Source organism: Stenotrophomonas sp. YJH_SMC_21 (assembly GCF_059369555.1).
On the sequence record NZ_JCAFSU010000010.1, the window covers coordinates 47,764 to 64,280 of the forward strand.

16 protein-coding genes and 1 riboswitch are annotated in these 16,517 nt (G+C 68.8%); of the genes, 7 read left to right on the forward strand and 9 right to left on the reverse strand.

The window, feature by feature from the left end:
• Window positions 1–42: 42 nt before the first annotated feature.
• The 3 genes from AC5P67_RS13870 to gph all read left to right on the forward strand — a co-directional run bounded on the left by AC5P67_RS13870 (window position 43) and on the right by gph (window position 2,481).
• Window positions 43–972: a LysR family transcriptional regulator gene (locus tag AC5P67_RS13870; protein WP_049395654.1), complete on the forward strand. Its 930-nt coding sequence runs from the start codon at window positions 43–45 to the stop codon at window positions 970–972.
• Window positions 969–1,760, forward strand: coding sequence for a class I SAM-dependent methyltransferase (locus AC5P67_RS13875; RefSeq protein ID WP_106549776.1), 792 nt, complete (start codon window positions 969–971; stop codon window positions 1,758–1,760). Before AC5P67_RS13870 ends, AC5P67_RS13875 begins: the two co-directional genes overlap by 4 nt.
• A 64-nt stretch (window positions 1,761–1,824) precedes the next feature.
• Window positions 1,825–2,481, forward strand: a complete 657-nt coding sequence (gene gph / locus AC5P67_RS13880) for a phosphoglycolate phosphatase (RefSeq protein WP_060381185.1) — start codon at window positions 1,825–1,827, stop codon at window positions 2,479–2,481.
• 99 nt (window positions 2,482–2,580) lie between these two features.
• Here gph and btuB read toward each other — a convergent pair whose 3' ends face one another.
• Window positions 2,581–4,422: a TonB-dependent vitamin B12 receptor gene (btuB, locus tag AC5P67_RS13885; RefSeq protein WP_109337833.1), complete on the reverse strand. Its 1,842-nt coding sequence runs from the start codon at window positions 4,420–4,422 to the stop codon at window positions 2,581–2,583.
• A 115-nt stretch (window positions 4,423–4,537) separates the two neighbouring features.
• A riboswitch (cobalamin riboswitch) is annotated at window positions 4,538–4,760 on the reverse strand.
• Window positions 4,761–4,903: 143 nt separating this feature from the next.
• Here btuB and AC5P67_RS13890 point away from each other — a divergent pair.
• Entirely contained in the window at window positions 4,904–5,482 is a 579-nt protein-coding gene (locus tag AC5P67_RS13890; RefSeq protein ID WP_049448888.1) for a histidine phosphatase family protein, read from the forward strand.
• 92 nt (window positions 5,483–5,574) lie between these two features.
• Here AC5P67_RS13890 and AC5P67_RS13895 read toward each other — a convergent pair whose 3' ends face one another.
• Together AC5P67_RS13895 and AC5P67_RS13900 are read right to left on the reverse strand one after the other, a co-directional pair.
• A complete protein-coding gene (locus AC5P67_RS13895; protein ID WP_005407939.1) occupies window positions 5,575–5,937 on the reverse strand; it encodes a TfoX/Sxy family protein in 363 nt (120 codons plus the stop codon).
• Window positions 5,934–6,416: a GAF domain-containing protein gene (locus AC5P67_RS13900; RefSeq protein ID WP_005407940.1), complete on the reverse strand. Its 483-nt coding sequence runs from the start codon at window positions 6,414–6,416 to the stop codon at window positions 5,934–5,936. The genes AC5P67_RS13895 and AC5P67_RS13900 overlap by 4 nt, the downstream gene beginning before the upstream one ends.
• Before the next feature lie 68 nt (window positions 6,417–6,484).
• Here AC5P67_RS13900 and bioD point away from each other — a divergent pair, with 68 nt between their 5' ends.
• Window positions 6,485–7,168 carry a dethiobiotin synthase gene (bioD, locus tag AC5P67_RS13905; RefSeq protein WP_495214789.1) on the forward strand — a complete coding sequence of 228 codons (684 nt, stop codon included), beginning with the start codon at window positions 6,485–6,487 and terminating at the stop codon, window positions 7,166–7,168.
• 75 nt (window positions 7,169–7,243) lie between these two features.
• Here the strand turns inward: bioD and AC5P67_RS13910 are convergent, their stop codons facing one another.
• The 4 genes from AC5P67_RS13910 to msrB form a co-directional block, all read right to left on the reverse strand.
• Window positions 7,244–8,692, reverse strand: a complete 1,449-nt coding sequence (locus tag AC5P67_RS13910) for an aminotransferase-like domain-containing protein (protein ID WP_065184087.1) — start codon at window positions 8,690–8,692, stop codon at window positions 7,244–7,246.
• Window positions 8,693–8,947: 255 nt separating this feature from the next.
• Window positions 8,948–9,685 carry a peptide-methionine (S)-S-oxide reductase MsrA gene (gene msrA / locus AC5P67_RS13915; protein WP_088430785.1) on the reverse strand — a complete coding sequence of 246 codons (738 nt, stop codon included), beginning with the start codon at window positions 9,683–9,685 and terminating at the stop codon, window positions 8,948–8,950.
• 14 nt (window positions 9,686–9,699) lie between these two features.
• Window positions 9,700–11,469 (reverse strand): cytochrome c biogenesis protein DipZ, encoded by a 1,770-nt coding sequence (locus AC5P67_RS13920; RefSeq protein ID WP_012479043.1) that lies wholly within the window; start codon window positions 11,467–11,469, stop codon window positions 9,700–9,702.
• Window positions 11,470–11,471: 2 nt separating this feature from the next.
• On the reverse strand, window positions 11,472–12,047 hold the full coding sequence (gene msrB / locus AC5P67_RS13925) for a peptide-methionine (R)-S-oxide reductase MsrB (protein WP_005407946.1): 576 nt from the start codon (window positions 12,045–12,047) through the stop codon (window positions 11,472–11,474).
• Window positions 12,048–12,191: 144 nt separating this feature from the next.
• On the opposite strand from msrB, the gene AC5P67_RS13930 reads away from it, so the two are divergent.
• Window positions 12,192–12,911: a response regulator transcription factor gene (locus tag AC5P67_RS13930; protein WP_005407947.1), complete on the forward strand. Its 720-nt coding sequence runs from the start codon at window positions 12,192–12,194 to the stop codon at window positions 12,909–12,911.
• Window positions 12,908–14,377, forward strand: a complete 1,470-nt coding sequence (locus AC5P67_RS13935; protein WP_495214791.1) for a sensor histidine kinase — start codon at window positions 12,908–12,910, stop codon at window positions 14,375–14,377. The genes AC5P67_RS13930 and AC5P67_RS13935 overlap by 4 nt, the downstream gene beginning before the upstream one ends.
• On the opposite strand, the gene AC5P67_RS13940 is transcribed toward AC5P67_RS13935, so the two are convergent.
• Window positions 14,374–15,720 (reverse strand): ATP-binding protein, encoded by a 1,347-nt coding sequence (locus AC5P67_RS13940; protein WP_043033912.1) that lies wholly within the window; start codon window positions 15,718–15,720, stop codon window positions 14,374–14,376. The two genes, AC5P67_RS13935 and AC5P67_RS13940, sit on opposite strands and share 4 nt — an antisense overlap.
• Window positions 15,717–16,406 (reverse strand): winged helix-turn-helix domain-containing protein, encoded by a 690-nt coding sequence (locus AC5P67_RS13945; protein ID WP_495214792.1) that lies wholly within the window; start codon window positions 16,404–16,406, stop codon window positions 15,717–15,719. The genes AC5P67_RS13940 and AC5P67_RS13945 overlap by 4 nt, the downstream gene beginning before the upstream one ends.
• Window positions 16,407–16,517: the final 111 nt, after the last annotated feature.

The following is a 16,517-nucleotide window of genomic DNA, read 5'->3' on the forward strand; positions in this document are numbered from 1 at the left end:
AAACAGCGTATAACGCGCTTGTTTGTTGCATGGATCGAGCATATGGACCGATTGACCGCCATGACCGTGTTCGTCGAGGTGGCCGAGCGCGGCAGCCTCACCGCCGCCGCCGAGGTGCTGGACATGTCACGGGCGATGGTCACCCGCTACCTGGCCGAGGTCGAGGGTTGGCTGGGCGCGCGCCTGCTGCACCGGACCACGCGCCGGGTCAGCCTGACCGGCCCCGGCGAGGCGGCGCTGGTGCGCTTCCGGCAGATGCTGGCCATCGGCGAGGAACTGCACGGTGAGCTGGCCAGCGACGATCCCGAACCGCACGGCACGTTGCGGGTGACCGCCAGCGTGTCGTTCGGGCAGAGCCACCTGGCGCGGGCGGTGGCCGCTTTTGTCGCACGCCACCCGGCGGCGCGCATCGAACTGCTGCTGGTCGACCGCACCGTGAACCTGGTGGAGGAGCGCGTGGACCTTGCGGTGCGCATCGCCCGCCAGATCGATCCCAGCCTGATTGCACGACGGTTGGCCACCTGCCGCTCGGTGCTGTGCGCGACGCCGTCGTACCTGCACGCGCGCGGTACGCCTACCGCCCCGGAACACCTGGCCGGGCACAACTGCCTGACCCATCACTACGTGGGCAAGAGCCTGTGGCAGCTGCACCGCGATGGCCGTTCGCTGTCGGTGGCTGTGGGCGGCAACATCAGCGCCAACGAAGCGTCGCTGTTGCTGGAAGCGGTGCGTGCGGGCGCCGGCATCGCGATGCTGCCGACCTACCAGGTGGCGCCACTGCTGCGCAGTGGCGAGCTGATCGAACTGCTGCCCGAGTTCAGTCTGGACGAACTCGGCATTCATGCCGTGTACGCATCACGGCGCCAGCAGCCCGCTATCATGCGGCGATTCCTGGACTTCCTGGCCGAGTGTTTCGCCAGCCCGGCCTTCCAGGATCTGGATTGGCGCCCACCGGGCAAGGAGAACACATGAACCACGGACAGGCCTTGATCGACCACAACCGTGCTGCCTGGGACCGCCAGGCCAGCGAAGTGCGCGAATGGTCGCGCCCGGTGGAAAGCTCAACGATTGCCGCCGCGCGCGATGGCCGCTGGCAGGTGCACCTGACCCCGCGCGCGCTGCCGCTGGACTGGCTGGGTGATGTGCGCGGCCGCCGCATCCTGTGCCTGGCCTCGGGCGGTGGCCAGCAGGCACCGGTGCTGGCGGCGGCCGGTGCGGAGGTGACCGTGTTCGATCTGTCCGATGGCCAGCTCGAGCAGGACCGCAGGGTCGCGGCACGTGATGGACTGCACCTGCGCACGGTGCAGGGCGACATGCGCGATCTGCACGCCTTCGCCAACGACAGCTTCGATGTGGTCTTCCACCCGATCTCCAACCTGTACGTGCCCGACGTCCGGCCGGTGTGGACCGAATGCCGCCGCGTGCTGGCGCGCGATGGCATGCTGATGGCCAGCTTCTACAACCCGGTGCTGTTCGTCGGTGCGCGCGATCCACAGCTGGATGCCCAGGGCCTGATCCGGCCGCAGTACGCCATTCCCTATTCGGATCTGGAAGACCTGCCACCGGCCGAGCGCGAGGCGAAGCTGGCGCGGGGCGATGCGCTGACCTTTGGCCACAGCCTGACCGAACTGATCGGTGGCCAGCTCGATGCCGGCTTCGTCATCGATCGCTTCATGGAAGACTGGCAGCCACAGCCCCGCTTCCTGATCGACCGTTACCTGCCCACGTTCCTGGCCACGCGCGCGCGCCGGATCGGTTGAGGCAGGCCGGCCCAAAACACCGCGGCGTACAATGGACGGCCCCACGTCATGCAGGTGCCGTCCCTTGTCGTATCCGTATCCGCTGGTCGTGTTCGACCTCGATGGCACGCTGGTCGACAGCGCTGCCGATATTGCCGAAGCGCTGAACCGCACGCTGGAGGACATCGGCGTGGCGCGCGTGCCGGAAGCCACCGTGCTGGGCTGGATCGGCGACGGCGTGCGCAGGCTGGTCGAACAGGCGGTGCAGGCCGCCGGCCGCGAGGTGGACCTGGCCGAGGTGATGCCGGTGTTCATGGTGCACTACCGTGAGTGCCTGCTGCGCAGCCCGCGCCTGTTCGATGGCGTGGGCGAAGCGCTGGCGCAACTGCGAGCGCGCAATGTGCCGCTGGCGATCTGCACCAACAAGCCCGAAGCACTGGTGCCACCACTGCTGCAGCACCTGGGCATCGGCGAGGCGTTCGCGCTGGTGCTGGGCGGCGACTCGCTGCCGCAGCGCAAGCCCAGCGGTGAGCCACTGCGGCACATCGCCGCGCATTTCGGGCTGCCGGTGGAGTCCTGCCTGATGGTGGGTGATTCGTTGACCGACTACCGCGCCGCCGAAGATGCCGGCATGCCGATCGCACTGGTGCGCTACGGCTATCCGCGCGGCCTGGACCTGGCCACCGCGCATGCGGTGGCGGTGATCGACGACCTGCGTGAACTGCCGGGGTTGTGGGGCTGAAGCAGGGGGTAGTGCCGGCCGCTGGCCGGCAACCCGGGATGCGTTGCCGAAGGTCATGATGTTGCCGGCCAGCGGCCGGCACTACCATGAACGTTGCGCTCACTTCGGCTGGTAACGCACGCTCAACTGGTACTCGCGGCCGGGCTGGTTGAACCATGCCACCGTTTCGTAGCGACGGTCGAAGACGTTGGCGGCACGTGCCAGCAGCGACCACGATGGCGTCAGTGCGTACTCAGCGCGCAGGTCCAGCGTGCCGTAGCCTCCCACCTTCACCGTGTTGGCGGCATCGTCGTAGCGCTTGCCGGCACCCTGCACGGTCAGGCCTGCGCGGAAATCGCCGAAGCGACGGTCGATGTCCAGGCGCGCGGTCTGCTGCGCGCGGCGTGGCAGCCAGTTGTCGAACTGGGTGCTGCCGCCGGTGCGGTTGCGCGGGTCGGTGTAGCTCAGCTGCGCGTTGATGTCGAAGCCGGCCAGCAGCACGCCACCGGTCAGCTCGGCACCGCGGATGCGGGCCTTCTCCACCTGCTGCATCTTGAAGGTTGCCGCATCGTAGGTGATCAGATCATCGATGCGGGTTTCATACACATCCAGGCCCCAGTGCCAGCCCTGGCCCTGCTGCGAAAAGCCGAGGTTGGCGCTCTTGGACTTCTCCGGCTTCAACGTCGGCACGCCGCTCCACGGGTCGTACAGATCGCTGAAGGTCGGTGCCTTGAACGCCGTGCCATAGCTGGCGTTGAGGCGCAGGCCGTGGCCCAGCTCCATCGCCCAGCCAACGCTGCCGGTGGCGTGGTTGCCGAACTGCTGGTTGTCGTCGTTGCGTGCGCTGGCCTGCAGCTGGTGGCGTCCGAAGCGGCCCTGGTACTGCACGAACACGCCGGTGTTGCGGCGACTGTCGACGAGGTAACCCGCGCTGCTGCCATCCAGGTTGTCTTCGCTCCAGTCCACGCCTGCGCTCAGCAGCTGGCCCTCGGCCACGCCGAAATCGCCCTGCAGCGAGGCGCTGTCGCGATGGGTCTGTGCGCTGCCACGTGCACCGAAGTCGCCGAAGTTGTCCGACTCGTTGTCACTGCGGCCGACGTTGGCGGTGAATGCCAGGCGCTCGGACGGGGTGTAGCGCACCTTGCCGGCCAGCACCTGCTGGCGGGTTTCCGAATAGTTGTAGTAGCCGTCGTAGTGGTTCTTGCCGTCGGCGCGCAATGCGCTGCCTTCCACGTTCCACTGCTCGTTGAAGATGTAGCCACCGCGCAGGCTCTTGGACAGGTTGCGGTAGCCGTCGCGATCGGGCTCGTCGGCGAAACAGCCGGTGAACAGCGTGGCCGAGCCGCGGCAGGCATCGATGCCATCGGAATGCTGGTAGGCGATGTCGGCACCGAACCAGCCGCGCTCGGTACCACCGCCAATGCCACCGCTGGCTTCACGCAGGCCGTTGCTGCCACCGCCAAGCTGGAAGTGCGGGGCGAAATCGCCCTGGTTGCGGCGGGTGAAGATCTGGATCACGCCACCGATGGCGTCGGCGCCGTACAGGCTCGACTGCGGGCCGCGCACGATTTCCACGCGCTCGATCTGCGCCAGCGGCAGGTCCTGGTACATGGCCAGGCCGAGGTCGGCGCTGTTGATGCGCACGCCGTCCACCAGCACTACGGTGTGGCCGGAATTGGTACCGCGCAGGAACAGCGAGCTCTGCTTGCCGAGGCCGCCGGCATTGGCCAGGTTGATGCCGGCGCGACCGCGCAGCAGTTCCTGCAGCGAAGTGGCCTGGCTGGATTCGATCTGGGCGCGGTCGATCACCTGCGCCGGCGCGATGCTGTCCTGCAGGGCGATCGGGGTGCGGGTGGCAGTGACCAGGATCTGGTCGAGCGCGGTGGTGTCATTGGCGGCCTGGGCCAGCGCGGGCAGGGCGGCCAGCACGGCCAGGGACAGCATTCGGGACTGCAGCTTCATGGGGGACTCCGGGTGCCACGCACGCCCGCGTGGCGAAGGGGAGGAGCCGCGAAGGCAGGCGTGCGCCGATGCCGCAGCGCACGCCACGGTCATCCAGCGCCATGCCCACCGCATCGCGACCTGAGGCTTCCGGGCCGGTCTCCGGGCTTGCCGCCGGGTGGCGCGAGGCCACCGTCCAGGCGCCTTCCCATGCCTGCGGCACAGTGGCGGTGTTGCCTGGAACTGACGTGCTTACCGTTGCGGGGGCAGCGCCGGCCTGACGTGGAATCACGCGTCACCGGCTTCCCGTTTCAACCTGCCGGCCATGGCCGCAGGTCACCTGGAAGTGCGCGCAGTCTACGGCATCGCAGGCCGTCCCGTTGCGTCGCGCCTGCGCGACTGCCTTTGCTGTGCCTTTAGAATGGTTGCTCGATCCCGTGGTGCCGTTGCCGATGTCCGCCCGTTTTCCGCTGTACCTGCGTCGCCCGTCCGGGACGCGCGCATGATCCTCGACCTGGTCCGCCATGCCGGCAACGGTCGCGATGAGTTCCTCGATGGCCGCAGCGATCCACCGCAGCTGGCCCGCCTGCCGCAGGAACTGGTCGAGGCCTATGCCGGGCAACGCTGGGAGCGGGTGATCAGTTCGCCGCGGCTGCGTTCGCTGCACACGGCAATGGCCCTGGCCACCCCGCGCGGACTGGACGTGGAAGCGGACGAGGAATGGGAAGAACTGGACTTCGGCGATTGGGACGGGCGGTCGCTGTTCGACCTGCCGGAGGATGCACTGGCGGCCTTCCATGCCGACCCGCACGCGTTCCCGCCGCCCAATGGCGAGAGCTGGGGCCACTTCGAGCGGCGCATCGCGCGCGCGCTGGATCGCCTGCTCGATGATGACGATCCGGTGCCGACGCTGGTGGTCAGCCATGGCGGCCCGTTGCGCATGGTGCTGTCGCAGGTCTGCGGCCTGCCCATGTCGCTGTGCTGGGCGCTGCGTATCGACCACGGCACGCGCCTGCGGGTGTGGCTGGAGCGCGGCGAGATCGGGCTGGTGGGTGAGCTCCTGGAGCTGCAGCAGCCCTGAGCGCACTCGCCGGGCATGGCCCGGCGCTACCGATCCCCGCATCACACTGGTAGTGCCGGCCGCTGGCCGGCATCCCCAGGAACGCGGAGGCCTCAATCCTCGTCCGCGCCCTCGGCCACGCTGTCCTCAGCGTCATCGTCGGCATCGAAGCGCTGCTCATGCACCGGGCCCGACGCCGGGCCGGCTGCCTTCAGCGGATGCGCAGCAATGCGTGCTTCGTAATCCTGCACCAGTGCTTCACGCTGTGGCTCGCTCAGCTCCTGCCAATGGCAGTCCAGCAACGCGCCTTCCAGCGAGTACAGCAGGTTCAGGCTGGGCTTGAAGCCGGCGCGCTTGACCTTGACGAAGGCGCCGACGGCTCCGATCGCGACCAGGTCGTCGCGGCTGCGCAGGCCGACCTGGCGCAGCCACGCCGCACTTTTCGGGCCGATGTTGCGCAGCTTCGGTGCGCTCATCCCAGCGCCTCGACGAACACGCGGGCGATGGCTTCCAGGCCAGCCTGGTCGTCGGCATCGAAGCGGCCGACCTTCGGGCTGTCGATGTCGAACACGCCGATCAGTTCATCGCCGCGCAGCAGCGGCACCACCAGTTCCGAGCGCGAGGCCGAATCGCAGGCGATGTGGCCGGGGAAGGCGTCGACGTCCTCTACGCGCTGGGTCACGCGCTGGCTGGCGGCGGCACCGCACACGCCCTTGTCCAGCGGGATGCGCACGCAGGCCGGCAGGCCCTGGAACGGGCCAACCACCAGTTCCTTGCCGTCGTACAGGTAGAAGCCCACCCAGTTCAGGTCGGGCAGGGCGTGGTAGACCAGGGCCGAGAGGTTGGCCGCGTTGGCGATGCGGTCGGACTCGGCGTAGACCAGGCCACGGGCCTGTTCCAGCAGCTGGGCGTATTGTTCCGGCTTGCTGCCGGTGAGCGAGGCATTGGCGAACATGCCAGCAGTCTAGCAAGCGTGCCGGGCCAGCGATAATGCACACACTGTTGCCCTGTTGGAGCCCGTCGATGCCGTTGCCCGCCACGCTGCCGCCCGCCCTGTTCGTCACCGGCACCGATACCGAGATCGGCAAGACCGCGGCCAGCACCGCGCTGCTGCACGCACTGCGCCGGCGCGGCCTGCGCGCGGTGGGCATGAAGCCGGTGGCCAGCGGCAGCGAAGACCTGGGCCAGGGCCTGCGCAACGAAGACGGATTGGCGCTGCGGGCGGCCAGCTGGCCGGTACCGGACTATGCCGATCTGAACCCATATGCGTTGCGCCAGCCGCTGGCACCGGAGCTGGCCGCTGCCGAGGACGGCGTGCAGGTGGAGCTGGCGCCGATCATGGCAGCGTTCGAGCGGCTGCGCGCGCAGGCCGATGTCGTGGTGGTCGAGGGGGTTGGCGGTTGGCTGGCACCAGTCTCGGCCACGCTCGACCAGCTCGACCTGGTGCGCGCATTGCGGTTGCCGGTGTTGCTGGTGGTGGGCATGCGGCTGGGCTGCGTCAACCACGCGCGTCTGACCGCGCAGTCGTTGCAGGCCAGCGGCGTGGAGTGCTTGGGCTGGATCGGCAACCACATCGACCCGGCGATGCAGCGCCAGGATGAGAACATCGCAACGCTGCAGCAGCGCCTGCCGATGCCGTGCTGGGGGCGGCTGCCACATCTGCCGGGAGCGGATGGCCAGATCCTGAGCACGCATCTGCTCGATTGACCTGGGGTAGTGCCGGCCGCTGGCCGGCAACCTCGATGTATCCACCTGCGTGCAGTTGCCGGCCAGCGGCCGGCACTACCGTGCTGCGGCCGCCAGCTCCCGCGCGATCGTACCCAACCGCTCCACCGCGCCGATGAAACGTGCATCCAGCGTCTGGCAGCACGATAGCCGCAGGCAATGGCGATACCGCGCGCCGCGTGAATACACCTGGCCGGGCATGAACACGATGTCCTCCTGCAGTGCACGCTCGAACAGCTCGCGCGTGTCCACGCCCGGCAGTTCCAGCCACAGCAGGAAGCCACCCTGCGGTTCGGTGGCGCGGGTGCCGGCCGGGAAGTGTTCGGCCACCAGCTGGCGCAGCCGTCCGACCTGTTCGCGGTACAGGCGGCGCATGCGATGCAGGTGGTGCTCGTAGCTGCCCGCCTCCAGATAGGCCGCCACCGCGTCGCCCAGCAGCTGCGGCTCGCCGCCGGTGGACTGGAATTTCAGCAGCGCGATGCGCTCGGCGAAGCGGCCGCCATCGAGCCAGCCGATGCGGTAATCCGGCGCCAGCGTCTTGGAAAAGCCGCCGACCACCATCACCCAGCCATCGCGATCGAAGGCCTTCAGGAGCGGTGCCGGCGGTTCGCAGAACTGCAGTTCGGCATACACCGCATCTTCGATGAGCGGCAGCTGGCGTGCGTTGACCAGTTCGGCCAGGCGTTGCTTGGCGGCGGTCGGCATGGTGCAGCCGAGCGGGTTATGCACGGTCGGCATCACCACCAGTGCGGCCAGCGGCGTGTGCTCCAGCAGCGCGTCCAGCGCATCCACATCCAGGCCGAGCTGCGGATGGGTGGGCAGTTCGATGGCCTGCAGGCCGAGGTTGGCCAGCAACGGGTAGAGGTTGAAGTAGGACGGCGCCTCGATGCCGACCGCATCACCGGGCTGGGTGACCGCGCGTAGCGCCAGCTGCAGCCCTTCCATCGCACCGTGGGTCAGCAGCAGGCGTTCGCTGTGGGTATGCAGGCCCATGCGCGGGCCGCGGCGCACGATCTGCGCCAGCAGCCGTGGCGAGCCGTTGGGGCGAGCGTAGGTCTCCACGGTCAGCTGGCCATGGCGCAGTACCTGCGCCGTGTGCTTGGCCAGCTGCGCGCCGGGGTAGAACTGGCGACCGCGCGGGCCGGCAAAGGCCAGGTCGATCACGCCGGGGCGGCGCTGTGCTTCCAGCACGCGGGCCATCAGTACCTGCTGCAGCGGCGCGGTGGGCGCAGAAGGTGTGTCGCGCAGCGAACGTTCCGGCACCGACAGCCGCGGGGCGACCTCGAAGCCGGCCTTGGGCCGCGGAATGACCAGACCAGCGTCTTCCAGCTGGCGGTAGGCGGCGATCACCGTGTTCAGGCTGAGCCGGCGCTGCAGGGCCATCTGCCGCAGCGAGGGCAGGCGGCTGCCTACCGGAAGCCGGCCGCCATGGATGGCCTCGGCCAGTTCGTCGGACAGCCGTTGGTAGCGGGGGGGGATCATTGCGCTCTGATCATCTGTATCCATCGAGTTTCCCGCCATCTGGTGCTGTACCCATGATGACGGCGAGCCTAGCATGTCGTTGTCGGCCGGGCCTGATCGGGGCACGGCCGGTACTTTCCAAGCGCACGGCTGGATGGCCGTGCGTCTTTTTTTGGTAGTGCCGGCCGCTGGCCGGCAATCCCTGGAACCGCAGGAGCCGGCCAGCGGCCGGCACTACCCGGATCGTTACCGCATTGGCAGGAGCGTCACCGAGCGCCAGCCGGCCCCACGGAAATGCCGTCAGCGCATCGGCACCAGCACCGCATCGCGCCGGTACAGCCCCGGGAACTGCCTGCCCAGCGCGGCCAGCTTCGGCGCGTCGTAGTAGCGGATGTAGGCGGCCTGCGGGTAGTTGGTCATGTAGTTCTGGTGGTAGCTCTCGGCCGGGTAGAAGCGCTGGCCGCTGACCAGCTGGGTGACGATCGGTGCGCGGTAGCTGCCGGCCTGTCCGAGCTGGGCGATGTAGGCGCGGCCGGCTGCCTGCTGGCGGGCGTCATCAGTGAAGATCGCCGACCGGTACTGGCTGCCGTGGTCGGGCCCCTGGCGGTTGAGTTGGGTCGGGTCGTGCACCACCGAGAAGAACACCTGCATCAACTGCCCATAGCTGACCTGGCGTGGGTCGTAGTCGACCTTCACCGCTTCGGCATGACCGGTCTGACCGCTGCTGACCCGCTCATAGCGGGCATTGGCAGCGCTGCCACCGATGTAGCCGGACACCGCATTACTCACGCCTTTGACATGCTGGAACACGCCCTGCACGCCCCAGAAGCAACCGCCGGCGAACACCACGCTGGCGTGGGTGGCGTCATCGCGGAACGCAGCGTCGCCCGTGGGTACAGGGAGTGCCTGGGTCTGCGCGCTGGCTTCGACCGGTGCCGCGATGGCGCCATGGTCAACGAGCAGCACGCCGGCGATGAGTGCCGCGGCCACCAGTCCGGCAACGCCAGCGGCAATGCCCTGTTCAAAGGAGAATTTCATCGTGTCCTCCCGGTTCAACCGAAGGTGAAGGCATAGGCCTGCACGCCCGCATCGAGGAATTCGATCTCGAAGCGGTGCGGGCTGACCGTGCCGCGTTGGCGCACCAGCTGGTAGAGGCGGTGCTCGTCGACCACGCCGCTGCCATCGGCGCCGACATCAGTGCCGGCATCGGTGGCGGGCAATGGCTTGCCATCCAGCAGGACGCGGAAGCGCACCGGCTTTCCTTCCTGGCCCGGTGCCAGCACCAGGTGCAGGTCGCGCGCATGGAACTGGAAGGCGATGCGGCCACCGGCCTGCTGCAGCTGCGCAGCCTCGCCGGTAACGGTCCAGCGTCCGGACAGGCCCCACTGGTTCAACGCCAGGGTGGCCGGCAATGTGTAGTCGAACGCGGTGTCGCTGCGCTGCCCACCGGGCGAGGCGAACTGCTCGGCACGGGCGTGGCCCAGATAGGTTTCCGGCGAGCGCAGATTGCCCATGTCGGCCTGCGCAGCCACGCCCTTCAGATCGGCGGCGGCCGGATCGGCCGGCGGCGGCAGGTTCGTCTGGCCGGCCTCGGTCAGCAAGCGACGGATCACCTGTTCCGAGCGCGCATAGTTGCCCTCGCCGAACTGGTGGCCGCGGATGTTGCCCTGCGCATCGACGAAGTACTGCGCCGGCCAGTAGCGGTTGTTGAACGCGCGCCAGATCGTGTACTGGTTGTCCAGCGCCACCGGGTACTCAACCTTCAGCTGCTGCACCGCCTTCATGACGTTGCGCGGGTCACGCTCGAAGGCGAACTCCGGCGTGTGCACGCCGACCACTACCAGGCCGTGGTCGCGGTAGCGGCGTTCCCATTCGTGCACGAACGGCATCGCGCGCAGGCAGTTGATGCACGAGTACGTCCAGAAATCGACCAGTACCACCTTGCCGCGCAACTGCTGGGCCGTCAGCGGTGGGCTGTTGAGCCAGCCGGTGGCGCCGTCCAGCGCGGGCAGGGTGCCTTCCACTGGCAGCGGTGCATTGGCAGCGGCGTTGGCACCGGCCATCATCATCATCGGCGGAGCCGCCGGCTGCGCGCCGGGTACCGCATCCAGCAGGCCCTGCTCGATACGCGCGGTGCTGACCGTAGAAAGACGGGTCAGCAGGCCGGTATCCCAGCCCAGGCCGATCGCCACCACCGCCAGCAAGGCGGCCACGCCCAGCACCTTGCGCAGCACATCGCCAAGGCCAAGCCGCGCGTGCAGCGCACGGAACACGCGGCCGCCCACCCACACGGCCAGGGCCAGCGCCGTGATCGCGCCCAGCGCATACGCCAGCAGCAGGGCAGTGGTACCCACGCTGGCGCCATGCAGCGCGGCACCGGTCAGCACCAGGCCCAGGATCGGCCCGGCGCACGGCGCCCACAGCAGGCCGGTGGCGATACCGATCAGCAGCGAGGTCCATGCGCCGCCACGCCCCGCTGCGTCGGCCGCATCGGCACGCGCGCTCAAGCGGGCACCCACGCGCTGGAACGGCGCCAGCAGGTGGTCGGCCAGTCGTGGCCAGAGCAATGCCAGTGCGAACAGCGCCATCAGCAGCAGGGCGATCCAGCGTCCGACCTGGTTGGCCTGTGCCACCCATTGGCTGCCCACCGCAGCCAGGCTGGCGACCACGGTGAAGGTGAGTGCCATGCCCAGCAGCAGCGGCAGCGTGCTGCGCAGGAAGGGGCGGTCGGCACGGGCGAACACGAACGGCAGCACCGGGAGGATGCAGGGACTGAGCAGGGTCAGCGCGCCCCCCAGGTAGGCAAGCAGCAACAGCAGCATCGTCAGGCTCCGGAAGCAGGGGAAGAACCGACCGGCACCCGCCAGCCATCGGCGGTACCGCCCTCAGCGGCACCGGGAACGAACACCATCGCTGCGCCGTTCATGCAGTAGCGAAGTCCGGTTGGGCGAGGCCCGTCGTTGAACACATGACCGAGGTGGCCACCGCAGCGGCGGCAGTGCACCTCCACCCGCAGCATGCCGAAGGTGACGTCGCGGTCTTCGCCGATGGCGTTGTGCAGCGGCGCCCAGAAGCTGGGCCAGCCGGTGCCGCTCTCGAACTTGGTGGAGGAGGAGAACAGCGGCAGCGCACAGCCGGCGCAGGCAAACGTGCCCTGCCGGTGTTCCTTGTTGAGCGGGCTGCTGTACGGGCGCTCGGTCGCCTGCTGGCGCAGCACTGCGTACTGCGCCGGGGTCAGGCGCTGGCGCCAGTCGGCATCGCTGCGCATGACCTCGAACTGTCGCGACGGGCGCGCTTCAGCGGCGGCCGGGGCGGCACGGCTGCAGGCCCCCAGGCCGAGCAGGCCGGCGGCGGTGGCAACACCGCCCAGGCCCAGCAGATGGCGTCGGGTAAGGGACATGGCGGACTCCGGGAAGGGGCGACGGGGCCATGCTGCGCCCGCCCGGGTCAACGAATCCTCACGCAGGATTCAATTTTTCGTGAGGTATCGGCGTCCATCCCGCGCCACAATGCAGCCAGCCTCCCCACTGGCCCCGAGCTGCCGATGTCCACCAAACGCGTGCTGATCGTTGAAGACGATGCCCACATCGCCGACCTGCTGCGCATGCATCTGGGCGATGAGGGCTACGACGTCGCCCATGCCGCCAGCGGCGATGCCGGCCTGCGCCTGCTGGAGCAGGAAGGGCCATGGGATGCGCTGGTGCTGGACGTGATGCTGCCCGGCGTGGACGGCCTGCAGGTGTGCCAGCGTGCACGCGCGATGGCGCGCTATGTGCCGATCATCATCATCAGTGCGCGTGGCAGCGAAACGCAGCGCATCGTCGGCCTGGAACTGGGGGCGGATGATTACCTGGCCAAGCCCTTCTCGATGCCGGAACTGGTGGCCCGCGTGCGTGCGCTGCTGCGCCGGGCCGAGGCGATGGCGCAGAGCGCGCGCATCGATGCCGGCGCGATCGAGCTGGGTGGTCTGCAGCTGGACCCGGTCGCGCGCACCGCGTCGGTGGATGGCAACGCACTGGAGTTGACCCCGCGCGAGTTCGACCTGCTGCTGTTCTTCGCCCGTCATCCGGACCAGGTGTTCGCGCGCATGGAACTGCTCAACCAGGTCTGGGGCTACCAGCACGATGGCTACGAGCACACGGTCAACACCCACATCAATCGCCTGCGCAGCAAGATCGAGCCGGACCCGGCCAACCCGCGGCGGCTGCTGACGGTGTGGGGCCGTGGCTACAAGCTGGTCGATCCGGCCGGGGCGGCGGCATGATCAAGCCGAACCTGTGGCAGAAGCTGGCGGCGGTGATCGCTGCGCTGATGCTGATGTGCTGCATGGCGCTGCTGGCGCTGCAGATGCGCGCCAACACCCGCCACGAGCAGGAAGTGGTGCAGCGGTTGTCGCTGGGCCTGGCCGAGCACATTGCCCAGCGCAGCGAACTGATGGACACCAGCGGCATGCGTGATGCCGCGGTGCGCGCGCTGTTCGGCCAGCTGATGGCGGTCAACCCCAGCGTCGAGGTCTACCTGCTGGACGACCAGGGCCGCATCCTCGGCCACGATGCGCCGACAGGCCATCTGGTGCGCAACCGGGTGGACGTGGCAGCGCTGCGTCGGCTGCTGGCCGGTGCGCCGTTGCCGATCCTGGGCGATGACCCGCGCAGCACGGACGGCCGCAAGGTGTTCAGTGCCGCGCCGCTGATCGTGCAGGGTCGCCAGGCCGGTTATGTGTACGTGGTGCTGGTCGGCGAACACCGTCAGATGCTGTCCGACGACCTTGCCGCCGGCAGCCAGTGGAACACCACGCTGTGGTCGGTGATGCTGGTCGGCAGCCTGGGCCTGCTGGCCGGGCTGGTGGCCTTCTACTGGGTGACGCGCCCGCTGCGGCGGCTGACCCGGCGCATCCAGGCCTTCGACATCGACGCACCCACGCCGTTGCCGCCGCCGGAGCCGCTGCGTCCCGGTGAGCGCGACGAGCTGGTGATCCTCGAACACGCACACGCGCAGATGGCGCAGCGGCTGGGCGAGCAGTGGCAGCAGCTGCGCCAGCAGGACCTGCAGCGCCGCGAGCTGGTCGCCAACATCTCGCACGACCTGCGCACGCCGTTGTCATCGCTGCACGGCTATCTGGAAACGCTGGCGCTGAAGGACGCCACGCTGTCGCCGGACGAGCGCCGCCGCTACCTCGGTATCGCGCTGGCACAGAGCGCCAAGGTTGGCCGGCTGGCGCGTGCGCTGTTCGAGCTGGCGCGGCTGGAACATGGCGAAGTGCGCCTGGAGTGGGAGGTGTTCGCATTGCCGGAGCTGCTGCAGGACGTGCTGCAGAAATTCGAGCTGGCGGCGCAGGCTCGCAACCAGTACCTGCACGCGGACTTCCCGCCCGGCCTGCCGCTGGTGCGCGCCGATCTGGGCCTGGTCGAGCGGGTGCTGACCAACCTGCTCGACAACGCGCTGCGGCATGCGCCCGACGGTGGGCGGATCGAGGTGTGCCTGCGCGCGACGCCGGACAGCGTGGAGGTGAGCGTGGCCGATGATGGACCTGGTGTTGCCCCTGCACTGCGCACGCAGCTGTTCCAGGCACCGGCCGCGCTGGGCGCGCGACGTGGAGAGAACGGCGGGTTGGGCCTGCTGATCGTGCAGCGCATCGTGCAGTTGCACGGCCGTCGCATCGAACTGCGTGACAGCGAGCGCGGCGCGTTGTTCGCGTTTGCGTTGCCGCGTGCGGAACCAGCGGTCTAGCAGGCCGCATCGCACTCCACGGCAGCGCCGCTTTCCAACGGCAGGTGCAGTCGGATGCAGGCACCACCCAGCTCCGAATCGGTTACTTCGACCTGGCCGCCATGCTTGTCGGCCACCACCTGCACCAGCGCCAGTCCGAGGCCGAAACCGGGGCTACCCGGATCCAGCCGCACATAGGGTTGCAGCACCTGGCCGCGCAGTTCGGGTGCGATGCCGGGGCCATCGTCCTCCACCTGCAGGCACAGCCAGCCGTCGTTGACCGTGCTGGCGATACGGATCTGCCGCCGCGCATAGCGCAGGGCATTGCCGAGCAGGTTGCGCAGTGCCAGTTCCAGCATGTGCCGGTTGACGTTGACCAGGCCCGCCGGCGACAGCACCTGCTGTACCGGCATCGGCAGCGGTGCGAACTGGGCCACCACGCCACGTACCAGTGCCGCCAGCTGCAGGCGCTGGCGGGTCAGCTGATGGCAGCGGCCGAGCGCGGCGTACTCGACGCCGGCATCGGTGAGGTGCTGCAGCCGATCGACATCAGTGCGCAGGCCGCCCAAGGCATCACGCTGGATCTCGTCCAGCGCGGTGTCCTCCAGGTCGGCCAGGCCGAAACGCATCCGCGCCAGCGGCGTGCGGACTTCGTGCGCCACCGCCTGGGCCAGCACGCGCTGGCTTTCCAGCAGCTGCTGCAGCTGCTCGGCCATGTGATTGAAGGCATTGGCCAGCGGCCGCACCAGCGCGGTTCCGGCGCGCGGCGCGCGGGTATCCAGCTGGCCGTCGCGCATCTGCCGGGCGGCCTGGGCCAGCTGCGAGACGTCGCGCCACAGGCGGTAGACCATCACGTACATCGGCAGCGCCACGGCCACCATCAGGATCAGCAGCAGGATCGCCACGCCTGACACTTCGCTGTCCTGCCAGCCCTCGTCAGGCAGCGCTTCGTCCAACGGCCCGAGCATCACCGCGTAGTCGCTGTCGCCGATCCGCTGCAGGCTGCGCATGTGCTCCAGGTCGATCTGCACCCGGCCGTTGCTGAAGGGGGGGCGCTGGCTGGCCGGCAGCGCCTTCATCGCCTCTGCCAACGGCACCATGCGCAGGGCATAGGCGAAGTCGGCGTCCAGTTCGCGCGCCAGCGTCGGCCACTGCTCGCGCGGCGTTTCGGCGAAGCGGTGCTGCAGCAGGGCATGGGTACCGCGCATCTCGGCCAGCAGTCCGGCTTCGGTGCGGTCTTCCAGCAGCGCATCCCAGGCCCACAGGCCCAGCACGATCAGTAGCAGGTGGGCGACCAGGAAGCCGATGCCGTAGCGCAGGAAGTGGAAGGCGTGGCCGCGCATCGCCGAGGGCGTGCGCTTCATCCCCATGCCGAGCGGCTGAACAGGTAGCCGCGGCCACGCACGGTCTTGATCCGCTCCGGTTGTTCAGGGTTGTCGCCCAGCTTGCGGCGCAGGCGCGAGATGCGTGCATCGATCGAACGGTCCAGGCCGTCGAAGGCGATCCCGCGCAGGCCGCGCAGCAGCGCATCGCGGTCCAGGATCTGGCCGGCATTGCTGGCCAGCAGGAACAGCAGGTCGAACTCGGCAGTGGTGAGCTCCAGCAGCGCGCCCTGCAGGTGCACGTTGCGGGTGAACGGGTCGATGCTCAGCTCGCCGAAGCGGAGGCTGCCGTCGCGTGGTTCGACCCGGCGGTGGCGGCGCAGGTGGGCGCGCAGGCGGGCCAGCAGCACCCGTGGTTCGATCGGCTTGCCGATGTAATCATCGGCGCCCAGTTCCAGTCCCAGCACCTGGTCGATGTTGTCGGTGCGGGCGGTCAGCACGCAGATGATGCCGTCATAGTGGGGGCGGATCTGCCGACACACTTCGAAACCATCCTGGTCGGGCAGGCCGACATCGAGCAGGACCAGGGCGGGCTTGTCGGCCAGGATCCGGGCCACCGCACGCTCACCGCTGCGCTCGTGGGCCACCTGGTAGCCATGCCGCTGCAGATAGTCGCTGACCATCGTACCCAGGCGGGCATCGTCTTCGACCAGTACGATATCCAGCATTTTCAAGGCCTCCGTGGACGCACACGTACCGCCACGGCACGAGCGCGGCGATGCTATCCCAGCCTTCGGGCCGCCCGGGTCCCGGGGGCGGGCGCCATTCAGCCGGGGTTG